The 14,505-nt window shown below is 41.5% G+C and carries 14 protein-coding genes; all 14 read right to left on the reverse strand.

What is annotated here, in order from left to right:
• Positions 1-135: 135 nt before the first annotated feature.
• Complete coding sequence (gene tuf / locus HCB49_RS10090) at positions 136-1,323, reverse strand: elongation factor Tu (protein ID WP_185480361.1); 1,188 nt, start codon at positions 1,321-1,323, stop codon at positions 136-138.
• A gap of 107 nt (positions 1,324-1,430) precedes the next feature.
• Positions 1,431-3,518 (reverse strand): elongation factor G, encoded by a 2,088-nt coding sequence (gene fusA, locus HCB49_RS10095; protein WP_003724965.1) that lies wholly within the window; start codon positions 3,516-3,518, stop codon positions 1,431-1,433.
• Between the two features lie 65 nt (positions 3,519-3,583).
• Complete coding sequence (rpsG, locus tag HCB49_RS10100; RefSeq protein ID WP_003753956.1) at positions 3,584-4,054, reverse strand: 30S ribosomal protein S7; 471 nt, start codon at positions 4,052-4,054, stop codon at positions 3,584-3,586.
• A 30-nt stretch (positions 4,055-4,084) separates the two neighbouring features.
• Complete coding sequence (gene rpsL / locus HCB49_RS10105; RefSeq protein WP_003720973.1) at positions 4,085-4,498, reverse strand: 30S ribosomal protein S12; 414 nt, start codon at positions 4,496-4,498, stop codon at positions 4,085-4,087.
• Between the two features lie 192 nt (positions 4,499-4,690).
• Positions 4,691-6,088, reverse strand: coding sequence for a deoxyguanosinetriphosphate triphosphohydrolase (locus HCB49_RS10110; RefSeq protein ID WP_185604854.1), 1,398 nt, complete (start codon positions 6,086-6,088; stop codon positions 4,691-4,693).
• 14 nt (positions 6,089-6,102) lie between these two features.
• Positions 6,103-6,582: a GNAT family N-acetyltransferase gene (locus HCB49_RS10115; protein ID WP_185604855.1), complete on the reverse strand. Its 480-nt coding sequence runs from the start codon at positions 6,580-6,582 to the stop codon at positions 6,103-6,105.
• A 133-nt stretch (positions 6,583-6,715) separates the two neighbouring features.
• Positions 6,716-7,360 (reverse strand): ribulose-phosphate 3-epimerase, encoded by a 645-nt coding sequence (rpe, locus tag HCB49_RS10120; protein ID WP_185604856.1) that lies wholly within the window; start codon positions 7,358-7,360, stop codon positions 6,716-6,718.
• A complete protein-coding gene (tkt, locus tag HCB49_RS10125) occupies positions 7,357-9,372 on the reverse strand; it encodes a transketolase (protein ID WP_185604857.1) in 2,016 nt (671 codons plus the stop codon). Before tkt ends, rpe begins: the two co-directional genes overlap by 4 nt.
• Before the next feature lie 33 nt (positions 9,373-9,405).
• Positions 9,406-10,080: a ribulose-phosphate 3-epimerase gene (locus tag HCB49_RS10130; protein ID WP_185604858.1), complete on the reverse strand. Its 675-nt coding sequence runs from the start codon at positions 10,078-10,080 to the stop codon at positions 9,406-9,408.
• Between the two features lie 8 nt (positions 10,081-10,088).
• The gene (gene rpiB / locus HCB49_RS10135; protein WP_003722019.1) at positions 10,089-10,529 is read right to left on the reverse strand and encodes a ribose 5-phosphate isomerase B; all 441 of its coding nucleotides are present in this window, start codon (positions 10,527-10,529) and stop codon (positions 10,089-10,091) included.
• 194 nt (positions 10,530-10,723) lie between these two features.
• Positions 10,724-11,755 (reverse strand): zinc-binding dehydrogenase, encoded by a 1,032-nt coding sequence (locus HCB49_RS10140; RefSeq protein WP_070255231.1) that lies wholly within the window; start codon positions 11,753-11,755, stop codon positions 10,724-10,726.
• Position 11,756: 1 nt separating this feature from the next.
• The gene (locus tag HCB49_RS10145) at positions 11,757-12,809 is read right to left on the reverse strand and encodes a galactitol-1-phosphate 5-dehydrogenase (protein ID WP_014601183.1); all 1,053 of its coding nucleotides are present in this window, start codon (positions 12,807-12,809) and stop codon (positions 11,757-11,759) included.
• Between the two features lie 36 nt (positions 12,810-12,845).
• On the reverse strand, positions 12,846-14,117 hold the full coding sequence (locus tag HCB49_RS10150) for a PTS galactitol transporter subunit IIC (RefSeq protein ID WP_003722022.1): 1,272 nt from the start codon (positions 14,115-14,117) through the stop codon (positions 12,846-12,848).
• A 61-nt stretch (positions 14,118-14,178) separates the two neighbouring features.
• On the reverse strand, positions 14,179-14,460 hold the full coding sequence (locus HCB49_RS10155) for a PTS sugar transporter subunit IIB (protein WP_003722023.1): 282 nt from the start codon (positions 14,458-14,460) through the stop codon (positions 14,179-14,181).
• Between the last annotated feature and the right edge of the window lie 45 nt (positions 14,461-14,505).

Consider the following 14,505-nt stretch of genomic DNA (forward strand, 5'->3'; position numbering starts at 1 on the left):
ACAATTATCAAAAATTGTATATATCTAATTTTTTAGAAATATGAACTAATTCTTTATTACTAGATTATTCAGCTTTTTTTACACAAAAAAACCGACAAAGCCAAATGACTTTGTCGGTTTGAATCGTATCAGATATTATTTGCTGATGTTAGAAACAACGCCAGCGCCTACTGTACGTCCGCCTTCACGGATAGAGAATTTAGTACCGTCTTCGATAGCGATTGGTGCAATTAGTTCAACTGCAAGCTCAATGTTATCACCAGGCATTACCATTTCAGTACCTTCTGGAAGTGTAACAATACCAGTTACGTCAGTAGTACGGAAATAGAATTGTGGGCGGTAGTTGTTGAAGAATGGAGTATGACGTCCACCTTCTTCTTTAGTTAAAACATAAGTTTCAGCTTTGAAGTTAGTGTGTGGAGTAATCGAACCTGGTTTAGCTAATACTTGACCACGTTGGATATCTTCACGAGCAACACCACGTAGAAGTGCGCCAATGTTGTCGCCAGCTTCAGCGTAGTCTAGTAATTTACGGAACATTTCTACTCCAGTTACTACTACTTTTTTGCTTTCTTCTTCGATACCGATAACTTCTACTTCGTCACCAACTTTAACTTGTCCACGTTCAACACGTCCAGTTGCAACTGTTCCACGACCAGTGATTGAGAATACATCCTCAACTGGCATCATGAATGGTTTTTCAGTATCACGTTCTGGAGTTGGAATGTAAGAATCTACAGCTTCCATTAACTCGTCAATTTTAGCTTCCCAGTCAGCTTCACCTTGAAGTGCTTTAAGAGCTGAACCTTTGATTACAGGAATGTCATCGCCAGGGAATTCATATTCAGTTAATAGATCACGAATTTCCATTTCAACTAATTCTAGTAATTCTTCATCGTCAACCATGTCACATTTGTTCATGAATACAACGATGTATGGAACACCAACTTGACGTGAAAGTAAGATATGTTCACGAGTTTGTGGCATTGGGCCATCAGCAGCAGATACTACTAAGATAGCTCCGTCCATTTGTGCAGCACCAGTGATCATGTTTTTAACGTAATCGGCATGTCCTGGGCAGTCAACGTGTGCATAGTGACGGCTGTCAGTTTGGTACTCAACGTGAGCAGTAGAGATTGTGATACCACGTTCTCTTTCTTCTGGAGCACCATCAATTTGGTCGTAAGCTTGTGCATCAGCATAGCCTTTTTTAGCAAGTACAGTTGTAATTGCAGCAGTTAAAGTTGTTTTACCATGGTCAACGTGTCCAATAGTACCAATGTTAACATGGGGTTTAGAGCGGTCAAATTTTTCTTTTGCCATTTTAAAATATCCTCCTCGATAATTCGATAATTATTTTTTACTTAGCTTAAATTAAACTAAGCAATACTTCTAACTAAAGTTATACTTGATGTTGCGAAAAAAATCAATTAATCTTCTTTGTTGTTTCCACCATTAGCTTTAATGATTTCTTCAGCAATAGATTTAGGAACTTCTTCATAGTGGTCAAATTGCATAGTGTATACACCACGACCTTGCGTACCTGAACGAAGGTGAGTTGCATAACCAAACATGTTTGCAAGTGGTACAAATGCGCGAACAACTTGAGCGTTACCGCGAGCTTCCATACCATCTACACGACCACGACGGGAAGTAATGTTACCCATGATATCACCAAGGTATTCTTCTGGGATAACAACCTCTACAGCCATCATTGGCTCAAGGATTACAGGATCACATTTCTTAGCAGCATTACGTAATGCCATTGAAGCAGCCACTTTGAAGGCCATTTCATTGGAATCGACGTCATGGTAAGATCCGTCGTAAAGTTTTGCTTTGATGTCAATCAGTGGGTAGCCTGCAAGTACACCATTATCTAGTGCGCCTTCAAGACCTGCTTGTACAGCTGGGATGTATTCACGTGGAACAACCCCACCAACGATTGCATTTTCAAATTCAAATCCTTTACCTTCTTCGTTTGGTCCGAATTCAATCCAAACGTGACCATATTGTCCACGTCCACCGGATTGACGTACGAATTTACCTTCAACTTGAGCAGATTTACGGAATGTTTCACGATAAGAAACTTGTGGATCACCAACGTTAGCTTCAACGCGGAATTCACGTCTCATACGGTCAACAAGGATGTCAAGGTGAAGTTCACCCATACCGGAGATAAGAGTTTGGCCAGTTTCTTGGTCAGTTTCAGCACGGAAAGTTGGATCTTCTTCCGCTAGTTTCGCAAGAGCTTGCCCCATTTTATCTTGGTCAGCTTTCGATTTAGGTTCGATAGCGACTTGGATAACTGGTTCTGGGAATTCCATGGATTCTAAGATAATTTGTTCTTTTTCATCACATAAAGTGTCCCCAGTAGTTGTATCTTTAAGTCCTACGGCAGCAGCGATGTCACCAGCGTATACGATCGAAATCTCTTCACGGTGATTAGCGTGCATTTGAAGGATACGTCCAACACGTTCACGTTTACCTTTAGTCGAGTTTTGTACATATGAACCGGAATTCAAAGTACCGGAATAAACACGGAAGAAAGTTAAGCGTCCAACATAAGGGTCAGTCATAACTTTGAATGCTAGGGAAGAGAATGGTTCTGAATCATCAGCGTGACGAGCAGCTTCTTCTCCATCAGGCAATACGCCGTTAATAGCTGGAACATCTGTTGGTGCTGGAAGGTAATCAAGTACTGCATCTAACATTGGTTGAACACCTTTGTTTTTGAATGCTGTACCACAAACTACAGGATAGAACTCAACGTTAAGTGTTCCTTTACGGATACCAGCTTTAAGTTCTTCTTTTGTAATTTCTTCGCCTTCTAGGTATTTCATCATTAGCTCTTCGTCAAGTTCAGCAACTGCTTCCACTAATTTACCGCGGTATTCGTCTGCTAAGTCTTTCAGATCAGCTGGAATTTCTTTAATATGAGGGTCATTACCTAAATCGTCTTCGTAATACAACGCGTTCATTTCGATTAAGTCAATGATACCTTCAAATGTATCTTCGGCCCCGATTGGGAGTTGGATTGGGTGCGCATTGGCAGCCAAACGTTCATGCAAAGTACCTACAGAATATAGGAAGTCTGCGCCGATTTTGTCCATTTTGTTGACGAATACTACACGAGGAACCCCGTAAGTAGTAGCTTGACGCCAAACTGTTTCTGTTTGTGGTTCTACACCAGATTGTGCATCTAGAACCGCAACAGCACCATCAAGTACACGAAGCGAACGTTCAACTTCAACTGTGAAGTCTACGTGTCCTGGTGTATCGATAATGTTTACTCGGTAGCCTTTCCATTGAGCTGTTGTCGCAGCAGAAGTGATAGTAATACCACGTTCTTGCTCTTGCTCCATCCAGTCCATTTGAGAAGCACCTTCATGGGTTTCACCAATTTTGTGAATACGCCCTGTATAGAAAAGGATACGTTCAGTAGTGGTAGTTTTACCCGCATCAATGTGGGCCATGATACCAATATTACGAGTCTTTTCTAAGGAGAACTCTCTAGCCATGTTGTATTTCTCCTTCCATAAAACAATTTTTCAGGCAATATACCTGGAATTTGTCAGTGATTTTTTTACCAACGATAGTGAGCGAACGCTCTGTTAGCATCAGCCATTTTGTGTGTATCTTCGCGTTTCTTAACAGAAGCACCAGTATTATTGGCAGCATCCATGATTTCGCGAGCAACACGTACTTCCATTGTTTTCTCTCCACGAAGGCGAGCATAATTTACTAACCAACGAAGACCAAGAGTAGAACGACGGTCAGCACGTACTTCGATAGGTACTTGATAGTTAGCACCACCTACACGGCGAGCTTTAACTTCAAGAAGAGGCATAATGTTCTTCATAGCTTGTTCAAATACTTCCATCGGATCTTTACCAGTTTCTTGTGCAATGATATCGAATGCGGAATATAGGATAGCTTGAGACTTTCCACGTTTTCCGTCAACCATCATTTTATTAATTAAACGAGTTACTAGTTTCGAATTATAAATCGGATCTGGTAACACGTCACGTTTAGTAACAGGACCTTTACGAGGCATCGGATATCCTCCTTTCATATTTTATAAGTATTATTTTTTAGGTTTTTTCGTACCGTATTTAGAACGGCTTTGTCCTCTATTTTCAACACCAGCTGTATCAAGCGCTCCACGAACGATATGATAACGTACCCCTGGTAAATCTTTTACACGTCCACCACGAATAAGAACAACACTATGTTCTTGTAAGTTGTGACCAATACCAGGAATGTAAGCTGTTACTTCAATACCATTACTCAAACGTACACGGGCATATTTACGAAGCGCCGAGTTAGGTTTTTTAGGAGTCATGGTACCAACACGAGTACATACGCCACGTTTTTGAGGAGAGTTAACGTCTGTTAATTCTCTTTTAAAACTGTTTAGGCCCTTGTTCAAAGCAGGTGATGTAGATTTTTTGATTTTAGATTGACGAGGTTTGCGTACTAATTGGTTAATTGTAGGCATGGGATAAATTCCTCCTTCCTTATTTAGTAGTTCCACACATCCAGGTGGTTCATTTTTTCGGTAAAATAAAATGGCTGTAAGTTCGACCTACAACGCTGTTTTATTTTCAGACCTCTGTTTATAGTAGAGGCACCTTGAATATAGTAACACCTTGAGGTTTAGATGTCAAGGTGTTACTTGAAATTTAGTGAATTAGCTTAGTCCATTCAAACGTTGATATAAATCTTTCGCGTAGCTGTCGGTCATGCCGCAAATGAAATCTGTTACGAGTAGCAGGCGGAGGTATAGTTTCATTGTTTCGCTTTCGCCTTCTGCGTTTTTGCGGTAGCAACCTAGGTAGTTGTCGGAAATCAAGGTTAGTAGGCGTTTGTCTTTTGCTGTTTGGCGTTCTGGTGTTTCGCTATCATAGTAGATAACTGCCGGAATAAACGTTTCGAGCAATTTGGAGATGATTTCGTTGCCGGCGATTTCGGATTCAACAATGCCTTTATCTTGGTAAATATACGTGAATGATAGGCTTTGTAAAATATGAACAAGTTGTTCGGCGCTTGAAGCATCGATAAGTGAGTCGTTGAATGTACCAGCCATGATTGCGTCGTAGTTCTCGTAAAACACTTCGAGTGAGCGATTGATTAATTGACCACGGACATTCGATGCTAGCCATTGTTGTACGATGAAACTTTCTTCTTGCCCTTCGTAGCGCTCGCTTTTTTTCTTGAGTTCGTTGTAGCATGCGGCAGTGACTTTATTGTGCTCTTCTACTTCTTCAAAACCTTTTAAGATTTGCGTGATGTTGACGATGCCTTTTTTCACGCCGTCTTCTAGGTCGGCGTTTAGGTAAGCGATGTCGTCTGCTACTTCTAGTAAATAAGTCAGCGGATGACGGTTATCGCGCGCTTCTGTTGCAGTTGTTATTTCATTAAAAAGAGATTCATCGGCGTAAAAATAGCCTAGTTTTTTACTTTTGATTTGTTTTTTATTTACTTTTAAAGAAGAAACTGGGTATTTGATAACCGCATTTAAAGTGGCAAATGTTAGGTTTAAGCCGTATTGGTCGAAAAGATAATGCAGTTTGGAAACTACACGAAGCACTTGCGCGTTACCTTCAAAGTAATAAAAGTCTTCTTTCATTTGCGGTGTTAGGATTTCTGCTAGACTTTTATTTTTGTAAGTGATTGTTGCTAAATTATCGCGGAACCACTCGCGGATACTTTCCTCACCAAAATGACCGAACGGCGGATTCCCCATATCATGTAAAAGCCCTGCACAAGCGAGGATTTCGGGAATTTTATCTGCGTGTTCTTTTGTAAATTCTTCATCTAGGTTTTCTTCTTGAATCGTGTGTGTAACCATGTTTCCCATTGATTTTGCGATAGTACTTACTTCCATTGAGTGAGTTAGTCGTGTACGAACAAAATCGCTTTTTTCTAGTGGGAATACTTGGGTTTTATCTTGTAAACGGCGAAATGATGCACTCATGACGATGCGCTGGAAATCATTTTCGAAAGCGCTACGTACGTCGGTGTTTTTGGAACGAGTGACACCGGATTCGCGGCGGCGTTTGTCATTTAATAGTTTGTCCCATTTCATTTAAATCCCATCCTTTATAAATTGCTTAGTTTTTCCATTTTGGCTTTAGTGAGCCTATGTACGGTCCATTCTGACATTTTTTCTGCGCCAATTTTTTCGTAAAAGTCCATGCCTGATTTATTTTCATTTAGGCACCACCATTCAAATCTGCCGCAATCTCGCTCTATGGCTAGTTTAGATAAATAGCTGAAAAACTCTGTTCCACAGCCCTTTCCGCGCATTTCTGGAATGATGTACAGGTCTTCTAGGTATAAGCCTTTTTTGCCAAGTAATGTGGAAAAATTATGGAAAAAGAGTGCGAAACCAACTGGCACGTCTTCGTATTCAGCGATAATTACTTCGGCGGATTTTTCTTGAAAAAGGGCCTTCTGTAAACCGGTTTCCGTTGCTACCACATCTTTTTCAATGCCTTCGTGTGTTGCGAGTTCTGTAATAAAACGAAGAATTAGCTTCGTGTCTTGTTCTGTCGCGTTTCGAAATGTGAGTTGTGTCATATATCTCTTCCTTTGCGTTGTCGTATTAATTTAAGTATAAGCTAGAGCGATGGATGTATCAATTAAAAAAATATCTACTATATAATATAAAAAAACTAGGTGCTTTTTGGGCGACCTAGTTTTTTGGGATGTTTTATTGTTTTAAGCCTTGAATACAAGCTGCTTTATCTGCCGCTCCAAAGAAGTAAGATCCAGCAACAAGGACGTCCACGCCGGCTTGTTTACATTTCTCTGCGGTTTCAGCATTTACGCCGCCATCTACTTCGATAACGTAGCTACCGTGGTTTTCACGGCGCCAATTATCCAGATAGCGCATATTTTTGGTAGTTGACTCGATGAATGCTTGTCCACCAAAACCAGGATTTACAGTCATTTGTAAAACTAAATCTACATCTGCTAAAACGGCATCCAGCACGCTCGCCGGAGTTCCTGGATTAAGCACGACTCCCGCTTTACAGCCCGCTGCTTTAATTTGTTGAATGACGCGGTGGATGTGCGGTGACGCTTCGATGTGCACGGAAATAATGTGCGCACCAGCTGCGGCAAATTTTTCAATATAGTTTTCTGGGTTTGAAAGCATTAAATGGACATCCAGTGGAATAGTCGCTGTTTTGCTAATTTGCTCGACCATGTCGATTCCAAATGTCAGATTCGGCACAAAATGTCCGTCCATGACATCGATATGAAGGTAGTCAGCTCCGGCATCTTCTGCTTCTTTAATGGAGTTTGCCATGTTCATATAATCAGCTGCAAGTAACGATGGCGCTACGAATGTCATACGCGCACACCGGCTTTCGCAATTACAGCTTCGACACGATCCGCCACATTTTCTGGAGTGAAGCCGTAAGCGTTAAACAAATCTTTCGCTGGGGCAGATGCGCCGAAATGGTCGATTCCTAGCATATCGCCTTCTGATCCAATAAATTCTTTCCAACCAAATGTTGCTCCGGCTTCAATCGCAAATCTCGCTGTCACTTCTTTTGGTAAAATGCTTTCTTTATACGCATCGGTTGTTTTTTCGAAGCGTTCCCAGCTGGATAAACTAACTACAGAAACGTCAATATCTTTTTTCGCGAGTTCGGCTTTCGCTTCGATTGCAAGAGACACTTCGGACCCAGTTGCGATAATGATGGCGTCTGGTTTGGAACTAGTTGCTGGTGCGACAATGTAGGCACCTTTTTCGACCCCTGCATCTACTTCTTCTTGGTCGTTTTCGAGTACTGGTAAGTCTTGGCGTGACAGCACTAGTGCGATTGGGCCATTTGTGTTGGTTGCAGCAATTTCCCAAGCAGCGCGCGTTTCTTTGGCATCTGCTGGGCGGATAACGGTTAGACCTGGCATAGCACGAAGCGAGGCTAATTGTTCGATTGGTTCATGTGTCGGGCCGTCTTCACCAACAGCGATACTGTCATGCGTGAACACGTAGGTTACTGGAAGTTGCATTAAAGCAGCCATCCGCATTGCTGGGCGGACATAGTCTGAGAAGACAAAGAAAGTGGAGCCAAATACTCGTAAACCGCTATGAAGAGCCATTCCGTTTAACATTGCTCCCATCGCAAATTCGCGCACACCGAACCAGATATTTTTACCAGCTGGGTCTTGAATACTGTATGCTGGGCTCGCATCAATAAATGTTTTATTCGAGCAACCTAAGTCAGCAGACCCACCGAAAAGTTCCGGTAATTCGGCTGCAATCGCGTTGATCATTTTTCCAGAAGCAGAGCGCGTTGCGACATTTGTGCCTGCTTCAAAAGTTGGCAAATTAGCATTCCAATCAGCAGCTACTTCTCCCGCTAACACGCGGTCTAATTGACTCGCAAGTTCTGGGAATTCTTTTTTGTAATTAGCGAGCATTGTGTTCCAAGCGCCCTCTAGTTTTTCCCCGCGCGCTTTGTAATTTCTTAAATAATCTCGAACTTCAGCCGGTACTGTGAAAGGCTCTTCTGCCCATTCATAATGTTCTTTCGCGCCATTCGCTTCTTTTTCACCAAGCGGAGCACCGTGACTTGCGGAGCTACCTGCTTTTGTTGGCGCGCCGTAACCAATGACTGTTTTCACTTCGATTAGCGTTGGCTTCGATGTTTCTAGTTTTGCTTGGACAATTTTTTCTTGAATAGCTGCTAAATTGTTGCCATCTTCTACGCGCAAAACTTGCCAGCCATATGCTCGGAAACGGTCTGCTGCATTTTCACTGAACGTTGCGCTTAAATCTCCATCTAAACAAATATCGTTGGAATCGTATAGTACGATTAATTTTCCAAGTCCTAAATGTCCTGCAAGTGAGGCTGTTTCTGATGCCACACCTTCCATCAAATCGCCATCACCGCAAATCGCATACGTGTAATGGTCGACAATTGGGTAGTTTGGTTGGTTATATTCCGCTGCCAAATGGGACTCCGCAAGTGCCATTCCAGCTGCCATACCAATCCCTTGTCCAAGCGGTCCACTCGTTGCATCCACCCCAGCAGTCCAGCCAAATTCAGGATGTCCCGGCGTTAAGCTATCTAACTGACGGAACTGCTTCAAGTCTTCCATTTTTACATCATAACCAAATAAATGAAGCATGCTATAAAGTAGCGCGGAACCGTGTCCTGCTGACAAGACAAAGCGGTCGCGGTTAAACCATTCTGGGTTGGCTGGGTTAAATACTAAATGTTTCGCAAATAGCATATACGCCATTGGTGCTGCTCCCATCGGCATTCCCGGGTGTCCTGAATTTGCTTTCTCAATCATATCAATAGATAACGAACGAATCGTATCCACTGCTTGTCTATCTAATGTTTTTTTCAAAACGATCATCTCCCTTAAATTCTTTGTGCTTTATTACACATGTTTTTCTACGTCGGACCAAATGTGTACCAGTCTTTCTGCATAACTCGTTTTATCTCGGTTATGAAAAAGTGCCGATGTCCCCAGTACATAAATATCTGGTAGACAATCTCGCATTAAGCCTACTGTTTCTTTATTAATATTGCCATCCACTTCGATGAGCGGCACATGGACTTTTCCAGCTAGTTTCGTTTTTAAATCATCCAATTTCTGCAATACATCTGTTTGAAATTTCTGCCCCGCAAAACCTGGATTTACGGTCATCATCAACACCATTTCCACATCATCTAAATACGGATAAATGGCTTCAATCGGGGTTTCCGGATTTATCGCGATAGATGGTTTAACGTTGTAAGAGCGAATTTTCTGGATGACTTCTGACACGTCTTCCGCTACTTCTACATGAAAAGAAATATATTCCGGTTTCACAGGGCCAAACATGTCAATATATTTAAGTGGGGTAATAGTAGCCAAATGTATGTCTAGAGGGATTTCTGTATTGTTTCGCACTATTTCCAAATATTCCGGACCAAGCGCAAGATTATTCACATATACACCGTCCATCACATCGCAGTGTAATAGTTCCACGCCAGCAGATTCAAGGCGCCGGAGCTCATCACCTAAATGTAGTTGGTCTGCACACATAATTGAAGCGGCTATTTTCCTCATGTTCATCCTCACTTTCTCTCAAGTTCAGTAATTTTATCCAAGCGGCGTTTATGGCGATCACCTGCAAAAGATGCCTCAAGCCAAGTATCAACAAGTAAAAGCGCTAGTCCTTCACCGATGACGCGTTCGCCAAGACAGAGAATATTGCTATTATTATGTTCCCTAGTAGCACGCGCTGAGAAAGTATCTGAAACAACTGCAGCACGGATTCCATCGACTTTATTCGCAGCGATACTCATACCAATTCCAGTTCCACAGCATAAGATTCCGAGTTCAGATTGCCCACTTACTACTTGATTGGCAACTTCTTCTGCATACGACGGAAAATCAACACTTTCGTCCGTATAGGTTCCAATATCAACAACTTCAATATCTTTTTCACGTAAATGTTTCACAATGGCATCTTTTAGTCTACGTCCGCCGTGGTCACAACCAATTGTTAATTTCATTTAATTTCACCTTCATTAATAGATTTTTTTCTTTTAACGTCTTATAATGAAATGGAACCGAGAACATACGCGAATATGTTCTCGGCTCATTTCTAAGGATGACTACTGTAAAACATCTGAGCCCGAGAAGCTTTGGATTCGTTTGCACGGTTATCCTTTTTTTGATGTTTTTTCATACAGCCCATCCTCCATTATTAAGATTTCACTAATACTTTAATTTCATTTCCTGCCATAACTGCCTCGAAAGCCTCGCGCCAGTCATCCAAACCGTATACTTTAGTAATCATTTTATCCGTGTTGATTTTGCCATTTGCCAGTAAATCGAGCGCTAAAATCCAAGAAGATGGTTTTTGCGAACGGCTACCGATATAAGCAATTTCACGTTGGATAATGGATTCTTCATCAATCGCATTTTTCTTTTCGGCAAAAAGTCCTACTTGAACAAAATCGCCTTTTTTCTTCGTTAGAGGTAATCCTTGATTTACAGCGGGTACTGCGCCAGAGCAATCAAATACGCGTTCCGCTCCGTAACCATCTGTCATGCCGAGCACAACTTCAGCCAAGTCTTCTTTTAAGGTATCGACAATCCGGTCCATTCCAAGTTCTTTTGCTAGACGTAAACGGTCGCTATCTTTGGTAATTCCTGCCATAATCACCGTCGCCCCTTGCGCTTTCACAACTTGAGCTAGTAATAAACCAATTGGACCTGGTCCGAAAACAAGTACTGTGTCATCTGGACGAATCGTTGTTTTTTCAAGCGCCGAATGCACGCAACATGCAAGTGGCTCTGTCAGTGCAGCTGCTTCGAGCGAAATCCGTTCATCAAGCACGTGGCAACTTTCCTCGCGAGATAAAACAAATTCTGCAAAACTACCATTTGCTTGCGTACCAATGCCGCGACGATTGCTACATAAATTGTAATCATGTTCTTTACAATAAATACATTCTCCACAAGTTTCAAAAGTTGTTTCACTTGTGACACGGTCTCCCACTTTGATACTCGTTACATCTGGCCCAACTTCTACAACGACACCAGAAAATTCATGTCCAAGTGTGACGGGAGTTGTTGGATTTTTGTATTCTCCTTTAAACGTATGGATATCTGATCCGCAAATACCTGTGAATGCTACTTTGATTTTTACTTTGTCGCCATAAACTTGTGGTTCTTCCACATCTTTTAGCTCCATTTGATCATATCCGGGATTTGTTTTTACTACTGCTTTCAAATTAATCGTCACCTTTCTGCGGCAATATCATCACTTTGTTATAATCATGCTCTCTGGAAAGAATCATATCAAACGCTTCTTTCGTTTCCTCTAGCTTATAACGATGCGAAATTAGTGGTTTCAGTTTAATTCGACCTTGTTTCACGAATTCAATCGACGTACGCCACTCCTCACCTGGAAATGGGGCCGAGTAAGAATTCCAAAAACCTTTCAGCGTTAATTCGCGTCTGAAAATATTTTCAAAAGCTTCTTCGTGTAAAAGTACATCTGCGTAAGCTATTCCTAGAAAACCAACTTTACCTTTTTTCTTCGTTACAAGTAAGCATTGTTCTTGGGTTATTTTTGAACCAGCACACTCGAGCGCGATATCAGCTCCAAGACCATTTGTATAAGCAAAAACGCGTTCTTTTAAGTCTTCATTTTTTGGATTAATGGTGTATTTACAACCGAATTCCCGCGCGTCTGCTAATTTTTTATCACTAATGTCAACCGCGATAATATCTTTCACTCCCGCAAGAAGTAAGCATTGTACAACCAAGATTCCAATCGTGCCAATTCCGAAGACAATGACCGTATCGCCAAGTCTCGGCTGAATACCAAGTACCCCATGCATCGATACAGCAAGTGGCTCAATCATCGCACCTTCCTCAAAATCAAGGTCGCCGATAGAAATGACATTGTCGGCTTTCATGACAACATTTTCTGCAAATCCCCCGTGAAAATGTGACCCCACCATCCGGTAGTTATCACATAGCGCGAAATCGCCTGCTTTACAATAATTACATTCCATACAAGGCTCAAGTGGAATCCCTGCAACCCGGTCACCAATAGCTACATTTGTTACTTCACTACCAATTTCCGTAATCACACCTGCGAATTCATGTCCCATTACAGCAGGCAGTGGGTATTTCCAGCGAGTCTGCATTTTATGAATATCTGATCCACATATTCCGACTGCTTTTACTTCAACACGAACTTGATCTTTCCCGCAAGTCGCTTCATCAATTTGTTCTGCTTTTATTACATTATTCTCGTATAACACAGCTGCTCTCATGTTACTATCACCTCTTCTATATCATTAAGACAAAACTTAGAAAATAGCTGCCCAAGCTTGAGAGAATTTAAGAATAACCCAGTTAAAGAAGTTACCACCCATATCAAGTGTACTAACTTGTGTTGCTCCTTTAGGGAATTCGTAAACACCTTTCATCATTTCTGTATGAACAAGACCGAAGTCAGTTGCCATAAGAAGCGCTAGTGCAATAACTACAGTTCCAGCTAAAACGGAGTGAAGAATGTTACCTTTACGAGATGCTACTACGAATGATACGTAGAATGGAATAGTTGCCAAGTCACCAAAAGGAAGTACTTTGTTACCAGGAATGATAACAGCTAAGAAAAGAGTGATTGGAACAAGGATTAAACCAGTAGAAATATTCGCTGGGTGACCGATTGAAAGTGCTGCATCAAGCCCGATATAAAGTTCGCGGCCTTTGAAACGAGATTTCATGAATTCACGAGCGGATTCTGAAATTGGAATTAAACCTTCCATTAAAATTTTAACCATACGAGGCATTAAGAACATTACCGCACCCATGGACATACCAAGTTGTGCAACTGCCCCAACGTCATAGCCAGCAAGAATACCGATTGCAATACCTAGAATAAGACCCATCATCATTGGTTCCCCGAAAATACCAAAACGTTTTTGAATAGTTTCTGGGTCTACATGGATGTTTTTAATACCAGGGATTTTAGCGATTAGCCAACCAACCGGAATACCGATGAAACCGAATGCTGCTGTAGAACCTGTTGGCAAGGAGATCCCTTTTAAGCCGTAAAATTCTTCTACCATAGGTTGTGTTCTATCTGCCATCCAAAGAACAGCAACTTCATAGATGATGGCACAAAGAATCGCGAACCACCAGTTACCACCAGTTACGATATAACCAGTCGCACCTGCTGCGATAAAATGCCAGTAGTTCCAAATATCAATATCAAGTGTTTTCGTAACTTTGAAGAAAATAAGTGCTAAGTTAACTACCAAACAGATTGGAATTAAAATTGCTGCAACTGGAGAAGCCCATGAAGCCGCGGCTGCTGCTGGCCAACCCGCATCAATAATTGTTAAATTCAGTCCAAAACGCTCAACCATTTGTTGCGCTGCCGGACCTAAGTTACTAGATAGTAAACTAATAACAAGGTTAATACCTACAAACCCGATACCAATCGTAATCGCTGAACGAAGCGCTTTCTTTGCTGGTACTCGGAAAATTAATGCAATAAAGAAAATCATAATAGGCAAAATAACTGTAGGCCCCAAGTTTAAAACATACTGTACTCCTGACAGAAGTGTATCCATTTAATATTTCCTCCTTTTTTCTCTGTTTAATGATGATTTCTAAACTCCCTTGCGCAGCCTTTTATTTAAGGTGCGCAAGTATTTCTTCGTCTAATTCTTCCATACCCATACCAGTGATGTAAGAAGTTGCAATAATAGCTGGGATCTTGTACGTTGTTGGTAAAATAGTTGTTGATACGATCAAGTCTGCTCCGTCTTGCATGGATGCTGCTTCTGAAATTTTAATTTGTTTTACTTCTGCATCCACGTTGTTTTCTTTTACCAAACGTTCTACTCTGTCCGTTACTACTGTTGATGTTGCAATTCCTGCTCCACAAGCTACCAAAATTTTAAATTGTCCCATGATAAATTCCTCCTAATTAATTGCTGCGATTTCCCGCGGCTAATT

This window comes from Listeria cossartiae subsp. cayugensis (assembly GCF_014229095.1).
Classification (GTDB): domain Bacteria; phylum Bacillota; class Bacilli; order Lactobacillales; family Listeriaceae; genus Listeria; species Listeria cayugensis.

Coding starts and splice junctions, on each gene's coding strand:
- tuf (WP_185480361.1), bottom strand. CDS start 1,323: ATGGCAAAAGAAAAATTTGACCGCTCTAAACCCCATGTTAACATTGGT.
- fusA (WP_003724965.1), bottom strand. CDS start 3,518: ATGGCTAGAGAGTTCTCCTTAGAAAAGACTCGTAATATTGGTATCATG.
- rpsG (WP_003753956.1), bottom strand. CDS start 4,054: ATGCCTCGTAAAGGTCCTGTTACTAAACGTGACGTGTTACCAGATCCG.
- rpsL (WP_003720973.1), bottom strand. CDS start 4,498: ATGCCTACAATTAACCAATTAGTACGCAAACCTCGTCAATCTAAAATC.
- HCB49_RS10110 (WP_185604854.1), bottom strand. CDS start 6,088: ATGAAATGGGACAAACTATTAAATGACAAACGCCGCCGCGAATCCGGT.
- HCB49_RS10115 (WP_185604855.1), bottom strand. CDS start 6,582: ATGACACAACTCACATTTCGAAACGCGACAGAACAAGACACGAAGCTA.
- rpe (WP_185604856.1), bottom strand. CDS start 7,360: ATGACATTCGTAGCGCCATCGTTACTTGCAGCTGATTATATGAACATG.
- HCB49_RS10130 (WP_185604858.1), bottom strand. CDS start 10,080: ATGAGGAAAATAGCCGCTTCAATTATGTGTGCAGACCAACTACATTTA.
- rpiB (WP_003722019.1), bottom strand. CDS start 10,529: ATGAAATTAACAATTGGTTGTGACCACGGCGGACGTAGACTAAAAGAT.
- HCB49_RS10145 (WP_014601183.1), bottom strand. CDS start 12,809: ATGAGAGCAGCTGTGTTATACGAGAATAATGTAATAAAAGCAGAACAA.
- HCB49_RS10150 (WP_003722022.1), bottom strand. CDS start 14,117: ATGGATACACTTCTGTCAGGAGTACAGTATGTTTTAAACTTGGGGCCT.
- HCB49_RS10155 (WP_003722023.1), bottom strand. CDS start 14,460: ATGGGACAATTTAAAATTTTGGTAGCTTGTGGAGCAGGAATTGCAACA.